General features: G+C 44.0%; 17 protein-coding genes. 9 read left to right on the plus strand and 8 right to left on the minus strand.

Annotation, left to right across the window (positions count from 1 at the left end):
- Positions 1–66: 66 nt before the first annotated feature.
- Together L876_RS0100635 and L876_RS0100640 are read right to left on the minus strand one after the other, a co-directional pair.
- Positions 67–1,005, minus strand: a complete 939-nt coding sequence (locus tag L876_RS0100635) for a chemotaxis protein CheV (RefSeq protein WP_028762002.1) — start codon at positions 1,003–1,005, stop codon at positions 67–69.
- A 109-nt stretch (positions 1,006–1,114) separates the two neighbouring features.
- Complete coding sequence (locus tag L876_RS0100640) at positions 1,115–2,737, minus strand: mechanosensitive ion channel family protein (protein ID WP_028762003.1); 1,623 nt, start codon at positions 2,735–2,737, stop codon at positions 1,115–1,117.
- 456 nt (positions 2,738–3,193) lie between these two features.
- On the opposite strand from L876_RS0100640, the gene L876_RS22865 reads away from it, so the two are divergent.
- A complete protein-coding gene (locus L876_RS22865) occupies positions 3,194–3,367 on the plus strand; it encodes a hypothetical protein (protein ID WP_139151924.1) in 174 nt (57 codons plus the stop codon).
- Positions 3,368–3,514: 147 nt separating this feature from the next.
- On the opposite strand, the gene L876_RS0100650 is transcribed toward L876_RS22865, so the two are convergent.
- Positions 3,515–4,447: a pyridoxal-phosphate dependent enzyme gene (locus tag L876_RS0100650; protein ID WP_028762004.1), complete on the minus strand. Its 933-nt coding sequence runs from the start codon at positions 4,445–4,447 to the stop codon at positions 3,515–3,517.
- Between the two features lie 202 nt (positions 4,448–4,649).
- Here L876_RS0100650 and L876_RS0100655 point away from each other — a divergent pair, with 202 nt between their 5' ends.
- A complete protein-coding gene (locus L876_RS0100655) occupies positions 4,650–5,057 on the plus strand; it encodes a YccF domain-containing protein (protein ID WP_028762005.1) in 408 nt (135 codons plus the stop codon).
- Positions 5,058–5,108: 51 nt separating this feature from the next.
- Here the strand turns inward: L876_RS0100655 and L876_RS0100660 are convergent, their stop codons facing one another.
- Entirely contained in the window at positions 5,109–5,813 is a 705-nt protein-coding gene (locus tag L876_RS0100660; protein ID WP_245687032.1) for a substrate-binding periplasmic protein, read from the minus strand.
- 331 nt (positions 5,814–6,144) lie between these two features.
- On the opposite strand from L876_RS0100660, the gene L876_RS0100665 reads away from it, so the two are divergent.
- Positions 6,145–6,375 (plus strand): PGPGW domain-containing protein, encoded by a 231-nt coding sequence (locus tag L876_RS0100665; RefSeq protein WP_051412825.1) that lies wholly within the window; start codon positions 6,145–6,147, stop codon positions 6,373–6,375.
- Between the two features lie 216 nt (positions 6,376–6,591).
- Positions 6,592–7,584 carry a cytochrome-c peroxidase gene (locus L876_RS0100670; RefSeq protein WP_028762008.1) on the plus strand — a complete coding sequence of 331 codons (993 nt, stop codon included), beginning with the start codon at positions 6,592–6,594 and terminating at the stop codon, positions 7,582–7,584.
- A gap of 63 nt (positions 7,585–7,647) precedes the next feature.
- On the opposite strand, the gene L876_RS0100675 is transcribed toward L876_RS0100670, so the two are convergent.
- Positions 7,648–8,004 carry a DUF6508 domain-containing protein gene (locus L876_RS0100675; protein ID WP_028762009.1) on the minus strand — a complete coding sequence of 119 codons (357 nt, stop codon included), beginning with the start codon at positions 8,002–8,004 and terminating at the stop codon, positions 7,648–7,650.
- 225 nt (positions 8,005–8,229) lie between these two features.
- Entirely contained in the window at positions 8,230–9,147 is a 918-nt protein-coding gene (locus L876_RS0100680) for a LysR family transcriptional regulator (RefSeq protein ID WP_028762010.1), read from the minus strand.
- A 153-nt stretch (positions 9,148–9,300) separates the two neighbouring features.
- Here L876_RS0100680 and L876_RS0100685 point away from each other — a divergent pair, with 153 nt between their 5' ends.
- The 3 genes from L876_RS0100685 to L876_RS0100695 all read left to right on the plus strand — a co-directional run bounded on the left by L876_RS0100685 (position 9,301) and on the right by L876_RS0100695 (position 12,334).
- Complete coding sequence (locus L876_RS0100685) at positions 9,301–10,461, plus strand: homogentisate 1,2-dioxygenase (protein ID WP_028762011.1); 1,161 nt, start codon at positions 9,301–9,303, stop codon at positions 10,459–10,461.
- Positions 10,462–10,557: 96 nt separating this feature from the next.
- Positions 10,558–11,598 carry a 4-hydroxyphenylpyruvate dioxygenase gene (gene hppD / locus L876_RS0100690; RefSeq protein WP_028762012.1) on the plus strand — a complete coding sequence of 347 codons (1,041 nt, stop codon included), beginning with the start codon at positions 10,558–10,560 and terminating at the stop codon, positions 11,596–11,598.
- A gap of 118 nt (positions 11,599–11,716) precedes the next feature.
- Positions 11,717–12,334, plus strand: coding sequence for a LysE family translocator (locus L876_RS0100695; RefSeq protein ID WP_028762013.1), 618 nt, complete (start codon positions 11,717–11,719; stop codon positions 12,332–12,334).
- A gap of 11 nt (positions 12,335–12,345) precedes the next feature.
- Here L876_RS0100695 and L876_RS0100700 read toward each other — a convergent pair whose 3' ends face one another.
- Positions 12,346–13,518 carry a GNAT family N-acetyltransferase gene (locus L876_RS0100700; protein WP_028762014.1) on the minus strand — a complete coding sequence of 391 codons (1,173 nt, stop codon included), beginning with the start codon at positions 13,516–13,518 and terminating at the stop codon, positions 12,346–12,348.
- A gap of 77 nt (positions 13,519–13,595) precedes the next feature.
- On the opposite strand from L876_RS0100700, the gene ggt reads away from it, so the two are divergent.
- Complete coding sequence (gene ggt / locus L876_RS0100705; RefSeq protein ID WP_037427686.1) at positions 13,596–15,332, plus strand: gamma-glutamyltransferase; 1,737 nt, start codon at positions 13,596–13,598, stop codon at positions 15,330–15,332.
- 53 nt (positions 15,333–15,385) lie between these two features.
- Here the strand turns inward: ggt and L876_RS0100710 are convergent, their stop codons facing one another.
- Complete coding sequence (locus L876_RS0100710) at positions 15,386–16,939, minus strand: dipeptidase (RefSeq protein ID WP_028762016.1); 1,554 nt, start codon at positions 16,937–16,939, stop codon at positions 15,386–15,388.
- A gap of 269 nt (positions 16,940–17,208) precedes the next feature.
- Here L876_RS0100710 and L876_RS0100715 point away from each other — a divergent pair, with 269 nt between their 5' ends.
- Positions 17,209–19,389, plus strand: coding sequence for a M3 family metallopeptidase (locus L876_RS0100715; RefSeq protein ID WP_028762017.1), 2,181 nt, complete (start codon positions 17,209–17,211; stop codon positions 19,387–19,389).
- Positions 19,390–19,436: the final 47 nt, after the last annotated feature.

Here is a 19,436-nt window from a genome sequence, read left to right on the forward strand (position 1 = left end):
TTGTCTGTTTCACTTTGCATTGTCATTCGATAAAGCCTAATGCCAAGCTAAACCTAAACGTCAGTCCTACACCACTTGACGTAATCTATCTTGTACAACACCTACCAGTAGATCGGGTTGAAACTTAGAAATAAATTTATCGCAGCCAACCTTTTCTACCATGGCGTTATTAAAACTGCCGCTTAAGGATGTATTGAGAGTGATATAAAGTTTGTTCATGCGTTTGTCTTTGCGGATCTCATGAGTCAGACGATAACCATCCATCTCTGGCATCTCTGCATCAGTTATCAACATCAAAATCTCATTGTAAACATCTTTACCTTCATCACACCACTTCTGCAGTACCTGTAATGCTTGCAAACCATCAGACGTCTCAATCACTTCAATCCCTAACGGCTCAAGCGTTTCCTTCACTTGTCGTCTAGCAGTAGAAGAGTCATCGGCAATGAGGATTTTACGGCCGTACATGTTCGCCGCGAGCTCCTGGTCTAAAACGCCCTCAGAGAGTGAAATATCGTAATGGATAATTTCAGCAAGGACTTTTTCAACATCAATAATAGACACCAGCTGTGTGACGCCCTCTACTTCAACTTTGGTGATGGCGGTAAGATAGTTATGGGCACCGGTACTTTTTGGGGGTGGCATAATATCACCCCAAGTCATATTGATAATATGCTCGACTCGCCCGACCATAAACCCCTGAATGCTTCGGTTATACTCAGTAATGATCAAATTTGCATCGCCATCATCAACCCTAGGTTGAAAACCGATGGCCGCTCTTAAATCAATCACAGGTATTGAGGTTCCACGAATATTGGCGACTCCCTTTATGCTACTGTGGCTGCCAGGTAAAGCGCTGAGTGGCGGAAGTTTAACAACCTCTTTAACCTTAAAAACATTTATGGCAAACAATTGTGTCGCATTAATGCGAAACAATAATAGTTCCAAACGATTTTCGCCGACAAGTTGTGTCCTTTGATCAACCGTTTCTAACACTCTGGCCATAACACTTCTCACTAAATTTTTAGGGTATTTGGGGGCTATAACTTTAACAAGTATAGCCCTTTATTGACGCTATTTATCACTGTTCAATCACAGTCGACGAATCTCTTTATTACTGACTAGTATTTAATGCTACAGGTGCCACAGGTATGATTCTGGATCCATGTTTGATCACGATATCCATAATACCGAGATGAAGCTCTTCTGAAGCAACTTGGTAAGTAGGCAAACTCTTAGTACCAACATAAGCAAAAATATTAACCTGCAACCCATGCAGACCAAAGCCCTTAAATGTCACTCTTAATGGCGAATCCATCACTAACTCATGCGCCTCGAGCATCTCTTTAATGTCTTTGATAATCGCCTTCAATTGTTCGGTATTGGTCATCAAATAGTCTAATCGGATATCTGCTTTAAAACGAATTTTCTCCCGCTCAGAAATATTCTCAATTTCCATCTCGACCAACTTTGCATTAGGTACATGGATAAGTGTCCTGTCTAGCGTTCTTATCTGTGTGCAACGCAGACCAATCTCTTCAACAGTGCCTTTAATTGAACCAAATTTACAGACATTACCCACCTTAATTGGCGCGGCGGAGTATAAGGTAATCGTGCCAATGAAATTCTCAATTGACTGCTTAGAAGCAAGCGCAATTGCAATGCCACCAATCCCCATCCCAGCGATGATTGCACTGGCGTTAAAACCAAGGTGCTCAAGCCACACCAGCACTGCAAGCACAACAAAAATTACTCGTAAAAAATTGGTTAGCGGTCTTAAAAGTGATGCCCCCTGCTTTTGTCCTTTGTCGAGCATACGTTGCTTAAGACCAGCTTGGATTATCCCCACTCCTGACCAGACTAACCAAATAATTGAGATGAGCGTTAAAATGCCAGTATCAATCGCTTCGAGCGCGGCAGTAGATATGGTGCCATGGCTTAGCCAGGTTCTAACAGCCATCACAGCAAGGAAGAAGCGCAGTGGACCAGCAACAATGTAGGCGAGTTCAGTTTTTAAATGATACTCTGTACGGAGTATCAGTATCTTAAACAACCATGTAATTGGGATGATGATACAAAATGCTACCACTAAGTAGGTCACGATTAATGCCCACTCCCATATATTGACCTTAAAAACTCGGCCTTCTGGTAGGTGTGCAATATACCACTCAGTTAATGGCCCGTAGCCCAAATTGCCATATAACTGAGGCACTTTAGCCACCGTTGCATTGGAAATTTTCCAAATCGATCCATTCGCGCCTGGCACACGTTGTAAATAAAGAGCTATTTCACTACTTTGTAGTTTGACCCGACCAAATAGATCTCGATAACTCGGTAATTGGTCTCCTGTGACGCCTTGTGGAGTATCACTAATAAGCTCCAAATCAATCCACATGTTCCGGTCAATAATCGCCTGCAGTTTTTGTGCATATTCAGGACCTTTGTCAGCAGACAAACCGTCTGGCAAGTACCTCAAATCGAGATATTTGGCCGCCGTTTCAAAATCTTGTTCATAGGTCGCTTGAGTGAAACCTTCTAGGGCACCGCGAGGCGTGTCGCGGCGGAGTGCGTCTTTATAATTATACTTGTGTGGCTCAACGTCTAAAAACTCTTGTTCTGTGGTGTCCGTCGATGCCTTTTGCAAAGCTTGTACAACACTTGTTGGTTCAGCAGCATTAGCTACCAAAGCAAAAGCTGATAGGAATAAAACCCACCCAAAAAAAAATTTGTTATGCATCCTAGCCTCAAAAAATTAACAAAAGCCTATGAATTCTAGCATTTATTACAGATAACAAAAGATACTAAACAACGCATTTGCGCAAAAACACTAACCTTATAAGTCTCCCATCAAAACTATTTGACAAGCGAATGCTTGTCGGTATACTGGCTGGAAGTTTGAGACTCCCTGTCCTGTATTCTTGTTTCGCTAGACCATTGTCATCGCATCCAACTAATCCAGCAGTCCCCTTAATACGTCATATCATTGTCATAAAACCATGATTTACTGTGTACATCCCAGTATCTCGGTGGCTAGACAAAGAGCAAAGCCAGTCACCATTGAAATGCTGATGATTAGTTTAAGGGAAATGGGTTATCTCAAATGTTTTTAACTCATCTTTTGCATAAGCTAAGGATATTTTATTATTAAATTTAAACTGTTAAGCAAACAGTCAACACTATAGGAGTATGACCTATGTCGTACAAAATGAATGGACATGAGATCACGGTTAATTTTCCCGTTGCCTCTATTTCCTTGAACAAATCTTCTATCGCTTTCACCGATAGTTTAGGTAAAAACAAGCAAACATTTTCTAAGCGTGTCGAAGCACTTCAATTTATGAAATGGTTGCTGTCTAGCAATAAATAACTAACCACCGCTATTCGATACACCTCCTCTCACCGTATCGAAGGTTGCTGTTGCAACAAGTAGGATTGACATCATCTGTCAACGACTCAGCAAATCACTTGTCTCAGGTTGTATCACTTTCACAGATACTAACCTGAGCCGGGTAGATTAATCAGCTTTACCACTCAATGGATACTTTCTCTGATACCTTGGCAACATCGACTCATTGCCCAGTAAGCCTCCCTGATGCAAATATACAATAGTTTCATGACTATTCTCGGCCATGTAATGGGTTAAATTAAGCCAGCCTAGTGGATCATAAAGCAACTCAAAAGTAATTCCCGTTTTATTCACTTTGTTCCAAATATCATAAAACTCTCGATAGAGCTTGCCAAAATGATAACGTTTTGCCAATGCGACCACATGTGGGTGATGGGATAGATTTGCTGACAGTTGGGTAAACTGAGCATTCAAATAAGTACAATCTCCAACAACAGCGCAGGTGACAACTTTGATACTGGAGGCAAGTTCGTAAAAGCTCTTTTGCAAAAATAACGCTGTAGTACCAGTGCCAGAAGGAAGGAAAACGGTAAGTTCTGCCAAATTTTGTTGTTTTTTCCACTCGTTCAATTCCATCGCTAACCGCCGAACGCCAAACTCAGCATAAGCACATCGACCACCTTCAGGCACAAATAGAGTATTTTGCTGATTGGGCAGGATCTCCTGCTCTATGTAATCTAATGCAGCACGCCCTTGCCGATCACTGCATAAGCTTAAATCGATAATATTGGCGCCATTATTAAGCGCACCCAAATAATTGCCACTTGGATTATCACGTAGGTGACTGGCAATGTGATCGACATAAAAGTCCAAACGCCAACCCTTTAGTTGCGCTAACGCTGACATTGAATAGAGCGAATTAGCCTGAGGAGAGCCGTAGCCAATCAGCCGGCATATGCCGTCAAACTCATGCTGCAAAAAATGGGCAAATTTGCGCGCTTTATTACCAGAAAAATAGGGGTGCAACAGATCGTCGCGTTTAACGAAAACTCGATATCCGTCAACGTTGATGCTATGGATAGGGGTATTAGCTAACTTCATTATCTTGAGCGTCTTTAGATGAGACGGCCATTTTACCCTGTATATGGATCGATGAGCAATCTGACTAACTTTAGGCATAATATGTCACACCTTAACAATAGCTCATCCGTAAAAAGCAATTATAACAACAATAATCAGCAACTTAACAGTTGGCACGCTATCTGCTTATCACTTAAGTAGATAAGGGAAATAGGAAATTGATATGCCAATTCTAAGATTAATATTTAATATTGCGTGGTTTATTTTAGGCGGGTTCGTCATGGGCTTAGCTTGGTGGCTAGCTGGACTACTTTGCTTCATTAGTATTATAGGCATTCCGTTTGGCCGAGCCTGTTTCGTCATTGGCGAGATGGCATTTTGGCCCTTTGGACAGGATAATATTAACCGAAAGGCACTCACAGGTGTGGAAGATATAGGCACAGGTCCACTGGGTTTAGTCGGTAATATTGTGTGGTTCTTATTCTTTGGGATTTGGTTGGCAATTGGGCATATCACCCATGCGTTAGCGTGTTTTGTTACCATTATAGGCATCCCGTTTGGGATAGCGCATTTAAAACTGGCGCTGTTAAGTTTGACGCCTATAGGTCAAACCATCACAGCCAAAGCATGATCTTAATTGCTTAAAATATTCGCGACATGAATGGCTGCCAACCGCGGCCATTCATAGCGACTTAAGATATTCATCGACCACCTGGTTGATATCGATACGCGCCAAACCCTCGTTATATATCTCACGCCACTTAATGCCCTCATCGCTATTTTTAAATGCCACATAAAGCTTTTTTGTATCAAGCAGTTGCTTATTTATTTGCAGTTTTTCGCCTAACCCCACTAAATGTGGTTGCGCCACTAAATAGTTAAACACATAGAGATCCATCACAGCTCCAGGAATGCGCCCTGTAGCTACTTTTCGAATATTGTGTTCATCGGAACTAACCGTTTCGACTGGTTGCCGGCCAGAGTCGATCATCTCATCCAACTCCAGTGTATTAACGTAATCCCTTACGACACCTAAGGTGTAGCGGTTAAGATCTGTAATCCTGGACCATTGCATAGGGAACAGATGATGCTCTATTATCCCTAAGGGACTTTCGCCCATGGAGCTGGAAAAAACAAACTGATCGGTTGGATGGTAGTATTCGGGGAAATAGCCCATATAGATGGAATCTTCACGATTAACAACGCGGATTGTTCGACTCCATGGATAGTAATCGACTTTCAACTCATGTCCCATGGCATTCAATGCGGCTCGTGCGACCACAACACTTGCGCCGCCGCCTTTAAGTGTCTCACCACTATATGGCGGCCAATTTAAAGACGATAATACTAAGGTGTCAGCGCGACTGTGGATTGCTGTTACCAACATCAATAGCCCACTCGTGATGAGGCACAATATCATCCACAAAACAGATCTGCTATCGACAGTAAAAGTAGCATTCACTATGTCTAATTCCTCTATTTACTTTTAAAGTCATCTTTCATAAAAGAGATACAGTAACCCTCCTTCTTTAATAATCTAATTAACTCCACCAGCAAGCAATTGAACCATTGCCACTTATACTGCAGGCTCTTTCAAAAAGCACAACACTATAACTAACGTTGACCCATAAATCCTTTTGTTACAAATATTGATTCGCAATATGGGGAAAAATGATGCACAACAAGTATAGTTAATATCTGCATTACAAGGGGTAAACATGTTACGAAAAACAGTTATTACGATTGTGGGAGGCGGATTAACCCTGTTAGGTACGGCTTTGATCGTCTTACCAGGGCCTGCTTGGTTATTACTCCCTATCGGGCTAGCAGTGCTGAGTCTAGAATACTCATGGGCAAAACGTTGGCTAAAAAAGAGTCAGCGCTTCATGAGCCATAGCGCCAATTTGCTTGATAAGAAGATTAGGGATTATCGCTACCGAAAGCCATAAAGCGGTCAATATCACACATTACCCCATAAGCGTGAGGTACTGCAATGAGCCTATCCTTAGTGATAACCCCTGTCTGTGATCTAAATCGTATAACCTCAATCCAAAATAGCGATAGTCTCAATCTAAACAATACGTTATAAGTACTCAGTTAAAAAATCTACACTAGCCTCAAGTTAATAACCCTACATTTAGCATGTATTTATATGAGGTTTTTAGATGAAGCAACTTAGTACACTTAGTATTGCCGTAATCACCACACTGGCCAGCCACTCTTTGTTTGCCCAAGAGCCCATCGCAATAATCGAACCAGCCAAAATCACTCAGCCTGAAAAAGTTGAGTTAGGTAAAATGCTATTTTTTGAACCACGCCTATCTAAATCTGGGTTCATCTCTTGTAACTCGTGCCACAACCTTTCGTTAGGTGGCGTTGATGCATTGCCAACCTCTATTGGCCACAACTGGCAACAGGGCCCTATTAACTCTCCCACGGTCCTCAATGCTGAATATGGTTTAGCCCAATTTTGGGACGGCAGAGCAAAAGATCTGCAAGAGCAAGCAGCAGGCCCGATTGCAAATCCCAAAGAGATGGGCTTTACCCACGAATTGGCCGTATCTACCATCGACTCTATGCCAGGGTATCAGAGCCGTTTTGCAGCGATTTATGGTAAAGATAGCGTAAATATTGACAATATCACCGATGCCATTGCTGAGTTTGAAAAGACCTTAGTCACCCCAAATAGCCCTTTTGACAAGTACCTTGAAGGTGACAAAGAGGCGATCAGTGAAAGTGCGCAAGCAGGTTACCAGCTGTTTAAAGATAAGGGGTGTAGCAGTTGCCATAATGGCCCTGCGGTTGGAGGAACTATGTACATGAAAATGGGACTTGTTAAGCCATTCCACACGAATAACCCAGCAGAAGGTCGCATCGCTGTAACCGGTAAGGAATCGGATAAGCACGTGTTTAAAGTGCCAACCCTAAGAAATATTGAACTAACCTACCCCTACTTCCACGATGGTGAAACTTGGACCTTAGAAGAAGCAGTTAATACAATGGCCGACATCCAACTTGGTGCAGCATTGACAGAAAAAGAAACCAAAGAGATGGTCAGCTTCTTAAAAAGTCTTACAGGTGAGCAGCCGCAAATTACCTTACCTATTTTACCGCCGTCCAATGCTAATACTCCAAGACCACTGCCGTTTACTAACTAGTCTAGGTTAACTAAAAACACGTGGAGGTTATTGCCAATGTCGGGATAACCTCGTTTACACCATTTATACGGCGACTTGATAACTTAGCTGAGTCAAACGGTCTACAATCGCAATTAGCACACCTTGGCGGCGCATGTTATTAAGCACCCCAGGGCTAAAGCGCTCTAAACGCGCCATTGCAGTCAACAACAACTGACATTCATAAAAGCTTGCATCGCCTATATAATCAGGCCTATCGACGAGATAGCTATGCTGATACCACTCATCCCAATTTAACTGCGCGAGTAGCAACCCATTATGATCCATCGCTTCCATAAAACCATATAAATGCTCGGCCAAGACCAGATGTTCTCCAGGTGTCAGCTTGGTTCTATATTGACTATTGATGTTTGCCATCTGGACTGATGATAACCCATTCATATCGATCTCCTCATTATTGCAGATCGCAATTAAGCCTATCCTTAAACGGCTAAATTGACGGTCGCTCGCCAATATATTTAATCTGCATAACCCATACCACTTAGTTGCTGACAAGTGTATGGAACGCTTACTGAACACACGCTTAACGATTGCAGGAGAGACTCTATCTAAGGAAATCTATCAATAAGACGTAAGTGAGGACTTATCTTATAGCTATCAATCTACTTAGCTGATTGTCGAGCCTGTGGGTAGATTATGAAATCGGCTAAACTCTTTTAATATCAGATCGGTAAATAGACGACCAGCACGGCCCAACGGGCGGTCCATAGTCGACACTAATTGGGGGGTAAAGCTGAAGCGGCTGCCCCCTAAGAAATCCAACTCAACAAGGCTTTCCAGAGCAAGTTCATCTTTAATAAGAAACTCAGGCATCCAACCGAAGCCCAATCCCATCAGCAGTGCATTTTTTTTCATAATGAACCCCGACAGAAAAAACACCTTATCTCCACCAAACTGCAACTCATCACTGTTGTGCTTGGCGGGCGAAGAATCTTCGATGGTTAACTCCACATGTTGCAGTAACTCATACAAGCTTACATCAGTCGCACTCGCAAGTGGGTGCTGTGCAGATACGACCAACATACTGCGAATTTCCGGTAACGACTTGGGGCGATAATTGGGGCCGGTCCGATAGTCTTTTACCAGCATCAGATCTGCCTTATCACGCTCAAATCTGTGCTGTACACCGCCCAAGAACTCCATGTTTAACTGAATTTTGGTCGGGATATTATGTTCTGATAGCTGTTTTAGTGCACTCATAATGGGTTCCATAGGCAAAGACCCATCAACTACAACTTCAAGCTTAGGCTCCCACCCTTCACTGAATCGACTCGCTAAATGTTCGATATTATTGAGATATTGTAGCAATCTTCGTCCTTCTGCCAGAATGACCTTGCCCTCGGCTGTTAATTCCGCCCGGTACTGATCACGACAAAATAACTTTACACCTAAGTGTTGCTCTAGCTTTTTTACTTGATAACTGACCGCCGACTGAGCCTTATGCAATCGCTCTGCAGCCTTAGCAAAACTGCCCTCTTCCACTAAAACTTCCAGTACTTTAAACGCTTCAACATCAATCTTCATACGCATCACTCACTGTAAAGCAAATACCACCATCTATAAATTAGATGGAGTTAAGCTATTTATTATTCTTTTTTTTGTTCATTCTAGCAACTAAATTGATACCTAGATCACAAATTGATAAGTGTGCCAGCAGAGCACCCAAGGACTTAAGCGATGCCATTTTATGTAAGACAGGGAGAGATCCCACATAAACGCCATATCACGTTTAAAAAAGAGAATGGTGAGCTTTATCGCGAAGAGTTGTTTTCGACCCACGGTTTTTCCAATATTTACTCCAATAAATATCATCACAATATGCCCACCAAAGCATTGCAGGTTGCGCCTTATCAGCTCAATCATGGTGAGACTTGGGAAGATTCGCTTATCCAAAACTACAAGCTCGATTCAAAACAAGCCGACTGCGAAGGTAATTTCTTCTCTGCACGCAATAAGATCTTTCACAATGCCGATGTTGCCATGTATACGGCCAAGGTAACTGAAGACACAGAAGCGTTTTACCGTAATGCCTATGCAGACGAAGTGGTTTTTGTCCACGAGGGGGCAGGCACTTTATACAGTGAATATGGCACCTTAGCAGTTAAGAAGTGGGACTACCTAGTGATCCCTCGCGGCACTACGTATCAATTGAAATTCGATAACTATCAAGCGGTTCGTCTATTCGTGATTGAATCATTTTCCATGATTGAAGTGCCTAAGCACTTCCGAAATGAATATGGTCAACTGCTCGAATCTGCTCCCTATTGCGAGCGAGACCTTAGAGTACCGAGTTTGCAACAAGCGGTGGTTGAAAAAGGTGAGTTTTCACTGATCTGTAAATTTGGTAATAAATACCAATTAACGACACTTGAATGGCATCCCTTCGATTTAGTGGGCTGGGACGGCTGCGTTTATCCCTGGGCATTTAATATTCAAGATTACGCGCCAAAGGTCGGTCAGATCCATCTACCGCCTTCCGACCACTTGGTCTTTACCGCCCATAATTTCGTAATCTGCAATTTTGTCCCGCGCCCCTACGACTTCCACCCACAGTCAATTCCAGCGCCTTACTATCACAGCAATATTGATAGCGATGAGGTGCTCTATTATGTCGACGGTGACTTTATGAGTCGCACAGGTATCGAAGCGGGCTACATGACCTTACATCAAAAAGGCGTGCCGCATGGACCACAACCTGGTCGTACTGAAGCCTCAGTGGGCAAAACTGAAACCTATGAGTATGCAGTAATGGTGGACACCTTTGCACCACTGCAACTGACCCAGCATGTCAATGCGTGCATGAGCAAAGATTACAACCGTTCCTGGCTAGAAGAGTAAAAGCGTTCAGCCAGTGCTGAACATCTAATAAATATAACACCAGAGGTGACACCGAAGAGTGTCCTTGGTTGCAATAAGTTGAAAGAGGATAATTACATGGCAAGCGAACAAAACCCACTGGGTCTACTTGGTATCGAATTCACTGAATTTGCTACACCAGATCTAGATTTTATGCATAAAGTTTTTATCGACTTTGGTTTCTCAAAACTTAAAAAACACAAGCAGAAAGATATTGTTTACTATAAACAAAATGATATTAACTTTTTACTCAACAATGAAAAACAGGGCTTTTCAGCCCAGTTTGCCAAAACGCATGGCCCAGCCATTAGTTCTATGGGCTGGCGTGTAGAAGATGCCAACTTTGCCTTTGAAGGTGCTGTAGCCCGTGGGGCTAAACCCGCAGCAGATGAGGTGAAAGATCTTCCCTATCCCGCTATCTATGGCATTGGTGACAGCCTTATCTACTTTATCGATACGTTTGGCGATGACAACAATATCTACACTTCTGATTTTGAAGCGTTAGATGAGCCTATCATCACCCAAGAGAAAGGCTTCATTGAGGTCGACCATCTCACCAATAATGTCCATAAGGGCACCATGGAATATTGGTCAAACTTCTACAAAGACATTTTTGGCTTTACAGAAGTGCGTTACTTCGACATTAAGGGCTCACAAACAGCTCTTATCTCTTACGCCCTGCGCTCGCCAGATGGTAGTTTCTGCATTCCAATTAACGAAGGCAAAGGCGATGATCGTAACCAAATTGATGAGTACTTAAAAGAGTACGATGGCCCAGGTGTCCAACACTTAGCGTTCCGTAGCCGCGACATAGTTGCCTCACTGGATGCCATGGAAGGAAGCTCCATTCAAACCTTGGACATAATTCCAGAGTATTACGACACTATCTTTGAAAAGCTGCCTCAAGTCACTGAAGACAGAGATCGCATCAAGCATCATCAAATCCTGGTAGATGGCGATGAAGATGGCTACTTACTGCAAATTTTCACCAAAAATCTATTTGGTCCAATTTTTATCGAAATCATCCAGCGTAAAAACAATCTCGGTTTTGGCGAAGGTAATTTTAAAGCCCTATTTGAATCGATTGAGCGTGATCAGGTGCGTCGCGGCGTACTCTAACAATCACCCAGTGATCCAACCTCAAAAAACCAGCATCGCGCTGGTTTTTTTATTGCAGCACAACAATAAACCTCTACACTAGCACACTTAATTATCTACTCACTGGCCTAACGCTTTCATGTCAGAACATATTCTCATTGCGGTATTTTTACCGACCTTTTTTTTCGTCTCAATTACACCAGGTATGTGTATGACACTGGCCATGACTCTCGGTATGAGTATCGGTGTGCGCCGAACCTTATGGATGATGGTTGGTGAGCTAGCAGGCGTTGCCCTCGTGGCGATTGCCGCCGTAATGGGTGTCGCCAGTATGATGCTGAACTATCCACAACTCTTCGATATTTTAAAATGGGTCGGTGGGCTCTATCTTGGTTACATCGGCATTAGCATGTGGCGGGCCAAAGGGAAAATGGCCAACCTTGACAATACCTCCAGTCAGATCAGTAATCGAGCGCTAATAACTCAAGGCTTTGTCACCGCAATTGCTAATCCAAAAGGCTGGGCCTTTATGATCTCGCTGCTCCCCCCTTTTATCAGCGTTGACCAAGCGATTGCACCACAATTAATGGTATTACTGTCAATTATTATGATGACAGAGTTCTTCAGCATGCTTGCTTATGCGAGCGGCGGAAAAACCCTTAAACTGTTTTTAAGTCGAGGCGATAACATCAAGTGGATGAACCGCATAGCAGGGAGTTTAATGATCTGTGTTGGCTTATGGTTGGCGCTAGGTTAACGCAGAGTCTGTTAGTCGCCCTTTTTATACGGTAAGACTTTCCGCAATTGCGCCATATAATGGTTAATTTGCTGTCGCTCTTGTTGGGTAAAATCCTCAATAGCGACGCGAAAACCAGGATGCTTGATTTCATGTGCTGAGTAGGTTGCTACCGGTTCAAATCCACGCAAGACTTTATGCTCTCCTTGGGCGCCTGCATCAAATATCTGAACCCCATGGGTTATCGCATAATCAATCCCTTGGTAATAACAGGTTTCAAAGTGCAGCCCATCCATCTCTACCAAGCTGCCCCAATAACGCCCATAAAGTGTGGTCGCTGAGGTAAAATAGAGGGCTGCGGCAATAGGAATAACGCCATGCGACGTTTGTTGCTCAACAATAAGCAACAAGATGGCATCCGCCATCGAAGCTAGCAATTGGCTGAAAAAAGCATGATTTAGGTATCCACTGTGACCAGAGCGTTTATCGTAGGTCGCTTGATAGCACGCCACAAAGTGCAGTAAGTCACTTTCTGTGACATCCTCACCCTTAACAAAGCGGAAACTCAACCCTTTATCGTCTAGCTGACGACGCTCTTTAAGGATATTTTTACGCTTGCGGCTACTCATGGTGGCAACAAAGTCATTGAAGTCACTATAACCACGATTGTGCCAATGAAATTGGGTACCGAGGCGCGTAAGGTGACTCGCCTTCCTGAACTTTTGCTGGGCCTCGCTATCATGAAATAGGTTATGCCAACCTGATGCACTTAGTTTATCAAGTAAGCCATCTAAATAGTGACTTAACTGCTGCAGTAACAGTGTTTGTTCCCCCACCTGCACACTTGGCGCGATGGCTATCCGCTTACCGCAAACGGGAGTAAATGGAATCGCGCTGACAAGTTTTGGATAGTAATCGAGCTGGTGTCGGGCATAAGCCTGCGCCCACGCCCAATCAAACACATATTCACCATAGGAGTGAGTCTTAAAGTACAAGGGCATTACTGCAACGCTTTGCCCTGCATGGGTCACTTTAACGTGCATAGGTTGCCATCCACTCGCCCCACCAACACAACCACTCACCTCAAGCGAGTGTAAAAAATCATAGCGGGTAAACGGGTTACTTTGCCCCATTAAGCTAGACCAAGCCTGCTTACCAATCTGCTCAATCTGATTAACGTATTGAAAACTAAATTCCACTGACACCCATAACTCCTTACGACAACACCTTGCTTTTAACAGCATTAATCGGCACATTTAGTAACAAATCAAGATACAAAGGAATGATTGTGCGCCCAATTAAGACCCTCATTATCGCCATCTCTCTCTCTTTGCCGCTAATCTCAGGGCAATTTGTTCACGCTAACGAATCATCAATATACAGTAATAGTGCCACTGTCCAACCCATCTGGGCTAAACATGGCATGGTATCAAGCCAAGAAGCGCTGGCAACCCATGTTGGTGTCGATATTCTCAAACAAGGCGGTAATGCCGTCGATGCAGCCGTCGCGGTTGGTTTTGCTCTGGCCGTCACCCTGCCACGCGCAGGGAATTTGGGGGGGGGCGGATTCATGCTCGTTCACCTTGCTAAGGAGAAACGAACCTTGGCTATCGACTATCGTGAAGTGGCACCAGCCAGTGCCCATAAGGATATTTTCCTCGACGAAAATGGGGATCCGGTGGCAAAGTTAAGCCGTGAACATGGGCTTGCTGTTGGCGTACCTGGCACAGTAATGGGCATGGAGTTGGCGTTAAAACAGTATGGCACCATGACCATGTCGCAGGTCGTTGCCCCTGCCATTGAACTGGCTAAAAAAGGCATTTTAGTGACCCCAGATCTAGCAACATCCTTAGCGGGCCTTAAACGCAGAATCGCACAGTGGCCAAGTTCCAAGGCAATATTTTATCAAGCAGATGGCAGCAATTTTGCCATTGGAGACACCTTATTTCAGCCTGAGCTTGCTCACTCACTCTCTTTGATTAGTGAGCAAGGCAGCAAAGGGTTTTATACTGGCGACACGGCAGAAAAGATTGTGGCAGCGATTACTGAAGCGGGTGGCGTTATGACCCTCGATGATCTGGCACAATACAAGGTGATAGAGCGACAACCTATCAGCGGCCAATATCGAGGCTATCAAGTGGTCTCCATGCCACCGCCGTCATCAGGGGGGATTCATATTATCGAGATGCTCAATATGCTTGAGCCCTACCCGATTGAAAAATTGGGGCACAACAGTGCCGATACGCTTCACTTAATGGCTGAAGTGATGAAGCGGGCTTACAGCGATCGTAGCGAATATTTAGGCGATCCCGGCTTTGTTGACGTGCCCATCAGTCAACTTATCAGTAAAACCTATGCCAACAGTCGTGCCAAAAGCATTAGCATTAACCGAGCGACACCCAGCAGTGAAATTGCACCTGGGAAAATTGCAGGTTATGAAAGCCCACAAACCACCCACTATTCTGTTGTAGACAAATGGGGGAATGCGGTAGCAAATACCTACACACTGAATTTCAGTTATGGCTCAGGGTTAGTCGCTAAGGGAACGGGGATTTTACTCAATAACGAGATGGATGATTTTTCAGTTAAAGCAGGTGTGCCAAATGGCTATGGCCTCATTGGTGGTGATGCCAATGCGGTGAAGGGAGGTAAACGTCCATTGAGCTCCATGAGCCCAACCATCGTAATGAAAGCGGGTAAACCCTTTATCGTCACAGGCAGTCCTGGGGGCTCGCGAATTATCAATACTACTCTACAGATTATTATGAATGTCATTGATCACAAGCTGAATATTGCAGAAGCCAGTTATGCCAGCCGTATACATCATCAGTGGTTACCGGATGAACTACGAGCCGAAAAGAGCCTTAATCGCGATACAATAAACTTATTAGAAGCGAAGGGGCATAAAGTGAAGGTAAAAAATGCAATCGGCGCTACCCAATCTATCATGGTAACGGAAGAGGGTATCTTCGGCGCCTCGGATCCACGAAGAGCCGGCAGCAAAACAGCGGGATATTAAATAGTGATGTAGTGCGGAATAAATCGCGCAGCCATAAACTGCGCTATATTCCACTATTCTGCTTGCACAGCCAACTCCACAAAGGCTGCGGTATACATTTTGAGATTAAGCATAAATTGTTCATGGGTGATAAATTCATGTTCACTATGACCTGTGTATTCCACACCAGGCATGGCGGGGCCAAAACTAAGTGCATTAGGAAACAGCTTACTGTTCGTCGAGCCGCCAATTGCAACCGGTCGCGGGTTTTCAACGTCAGCAAAATGGCCAAATACTGACAATAAAGTATTCAGATGCGGTGCCTTATCCATTAACTTAGGTTCACCCCAATAGGTGTCGATATCAATAAGTTCAATATCGTTAGCCTGTTGCCAATCGCTTAATGCCATAAATGTCTGTTCATCTAACGTTTGTGCTGTTTTACCTAAGGGTCTACGCAAATTAATGGTGACTTCAGTCCCCTGCTCCAGCGCTTTTATTACTGTCGGTGCAAGGCTCATTTTCCCCATAAAGGGATCACTGTAACCAATCTCGCCAAACTGCTCGGCATAGAGCCCAAGACCAATCATCTGTGCGACAAATCGCTGGGTCAACGCCGCTGTGGTCGCAGGCCAATGATAACCTGCCAGCAACGTAGCCAGATGAGTGACAGCATTGACGCCATCTTCGGGCGTTGAAGAGTGAGTGGACTTACCGTCAGCTAGAACAGTTAACCGGTTGCCTTGTTGAATAAATTGGTATTGCACCCCTGGTTGTTTTTCAGCGCGGTGCTTAAGCAGGGTGACCAGTTTGGCATCTATATTGACGATTTCAGCCCTTGCTTGCTGGGGGATCTGGCTAGCAAATACACCACCCGTAAACTCAACTAGGCTAGCAGAACCTACCTGCGCATCGGCAACATTAGGAATAATAAATTTTATCTGGCTCCAGCCTTTCTCCGCTGTCACCACTGGATATTCAGCATCAATGGTGATGTTAATCTCTGCAGGGGTAAATGTGTCTAAAAACGCTTTTAGTGGATCCCAATCTGACTCTTCTGCCATATAGACCATTAATTCGATACGTCTATTTAATTTAAGCCCGCGATCATTAATGGTCTTCATTGCATACATTGCGGTGACAATGGGCCCTTTATCATCTTCGGTGCCACGACCAATCAACAGCCCAGGCATGCTAATCTTATTCAGTTCGAAAGGATCCGTTTGCCACAGGTTTGCATCAGCAGGTTGCACATCACCGTGGGTGATAACGCCAAGCTTATCTTTACTTTCCCCAAGCCCAATCAGTACCACATAACCATGATCGGCGTAGTCTAACCCTAATGTTTCACTGAGGGCTTTTAATTCCCTTTTTAAGCCAATAAATTCAGGATTGGTATCGGGTGTCATGCCATCTACGGCAACCGTTTTGTAACGTACTAAACTTGCTAAACTTTTGACTGTTTCATTACCATATTGGCTCACGGCAAGCTCGGCCGTTTCTATCGCCAGAGTAGAGATGGGAGCATGGTTATGTTCAATTGTCGCTTTCGTCGCGGGGCTGATACAAATACTAAAAAAAGCTGTCAGCAAAGCTGCCTTTACAAGGCTAAAATGATGAGTAATCATAAAAGGATAGGTATTATTGTTAATGATTAATCGCCGCATATTGCCACAAAAAAGCCCTGTTAGAACTAAAAAACGACCAACTCACAACATTTGTTACAAACAAAAGACAAATTTGATGGCTTTCTCTGTAAGAACAATGATAATTAACCCGTTTAACGTCAGGCAAAATGCATTTTTGACGTGAGTGTTACACCAATATTGACCACACAATAGTGCAACAACAATGACTTGTTGCTATCGATTCCAAGCAAATAACCGGGGATTTTAGTATGAAGGGATTGACCCTTAAGCCACTTGTGTCAGCGATGGCACTGACCTTTGCGCTAGGCGCATGCAGTTCAAATACCGTTAGCAACGATGACAGCAACATTGCACCCAATGTGGTTGCACAGCAAATTATCGACAATAACGCGACCAACCCATTTTTTAAGCCTTATGACACTTATATGGGTATCCCCGATTTCGACAAGATTAAGCCTGAGCACTACCTTCCGGCATTCAAAGCCGGTATCGCCCAGCACAAAGCTGAGATCCAAGCGATTATTGATAATCCAGATGCGCCAACTTTCGCCAATACGATTGAAGCAATGGAGTTTTCAGGCGAATTAACCACCAAAGTTGCCAGCGTTTTTTATAATTTGACAGGCGCCGATACCAACGACGAACTACAGGCTATCTCGAAAGAGGTCTCACCAATGCTTTCTTCAGCTGGTGATGATGTTCTGCTTAACGACAAACTGTTTCAGCGCGTTAAAACTGTTTATAACCAAAAAGAAAGTTTAGGTCTAAGCGTTGCCCAGCATAAATTACTTGAAGATACGTACAAATCATTCACCCGTGGCGGCGCTAACTTAAGCGAAGCTGACAAAGTGAAGTTACGCGCACTCAATGAAAAAATTGGTAAATTAAGCCTTGAATTTGGCGACAACCTATTGGCCGAAACTAATGCCTTTGAGCTGGTAGTTGAGCGTGAATCTGACCTCGCCGGATTGCCACAAGATGTGATTAATACTGCAGCCCAAACTGCCACAAAACGTGGTCATGAAGGCAAATGGGTATTTACCACCCAACGTCCTTCTATTACGCCGTTTTTGACCTATGCCGATAATCGTGATCTACGTGAAAAAATTTACAAAGGTTATATTGAGCGCGGTAACAACAATAACGCCAATGACAACAAGAAAATATTGGCTGAGATGGCAGCACTTCGCGCAGAGCGTGCTCAACTCATGGGCTATAAAACCCACGCCCATTTCGTCCTCGAAGAGCGTACAGCCAAAACACCAGAAAATGTTTATCAGCTGCTAAACAAAGTATGGCCAGCAGCACTGGGTCAAGCCAAGGCTGAAGTGGCAGATATGCAAGCGCTTATCGATTCTGAAGGTGGCGACTTTAAACTCGCAGCGTGGGATTGGTGGTACTATTCAGATAAGATCCGTGTAGCTAAATATAGCTTTAACGAGCAGCAAACACGCCCTTACTTCTCATTAGAAAACACCCTTAAAGGCGTATTCTATACCGCTAATCGTCTGTACGGCATCACGGTAAAAGAGCGCACCGATCTACCTAAGTACAATGATGAAGTGCGTACCTGGGAAGTCTTTGATAAAGATGGGTCATTGATGGCTATCTTTATGGGCGACTACTATGTGCGTGACAGTAAGCGCGGTGGCGCTTGGATGAATGCCTACCGTCAGCAATACAACATGAACGGTGTAGACTCTACGCCTATCATCGTAAACGTACTAAACTACCCTCGTCCTGTGGGTGATGAGCCCTCTTTGTTAACCTTTGATGAAGCCAGCACCCTATTCCATGAATTCGGCCATGCACTGCACGGCATGCTATCTGATGTCGAATACCGCTCACAGGCGGGAACATCTGTACCGCGCGATTATGTGGAGTTCCCATCGCAAGTGATGGAAAACTGGATGACTCAGCCGGAAGTGTTAGCGCAGTTTGCCAAACACTACAAAACAGGTGAAGTGATTCCACAAGCATTAGTGAAAAAGATCCAAGCTGCCAGCAAGTTTAATCAAGGCTTTGCTACGGTTGAATATATGGCTGCGACTAAGCTGGACCTTGATTGGCACACATTGACTGACTTCACGCCAAAAGATGCAGCACAGTTTGAAGCTGATTCTTTGAATAAGATGGGATTAATTGGTGAAATTGCACCGCGTTACCGCAGTACCTACTTCTCACACATCTTTGCTGGTGGGTACTCTGCCGGTTACTACAGCTACCTGTGGTCAGATATTTTGGGGGCTGACGCATTTGAAGCCTTTAAAGAGAATGGTATTTTCGATAAAGCAACCGCAGATGCCTTTAGAAACAATATACTATCTCAAGGTGGCAGTGAAGATCCTATGCTACTTTACAAGCAATTCCGCGGTAAAGAAGCAGGCATCGAGCCGCTACTAAGAAGCCGAGGCCTTTTGTCTAAATAGGCTCAGATTAGTCACTCAAAGCGCGCTTTATAGCGCGCTTTTTTTTA

It is taken from the genome of Shewanella colwelliana ATCC 39565 (genome assembly GCF_000518705.1).
GTDB lineage: Bacteria > Pseudomonadota > Gammaproteobacteria > Enterobacterales > Shewanellaceae > Shewanella > Shewanella colwelliana.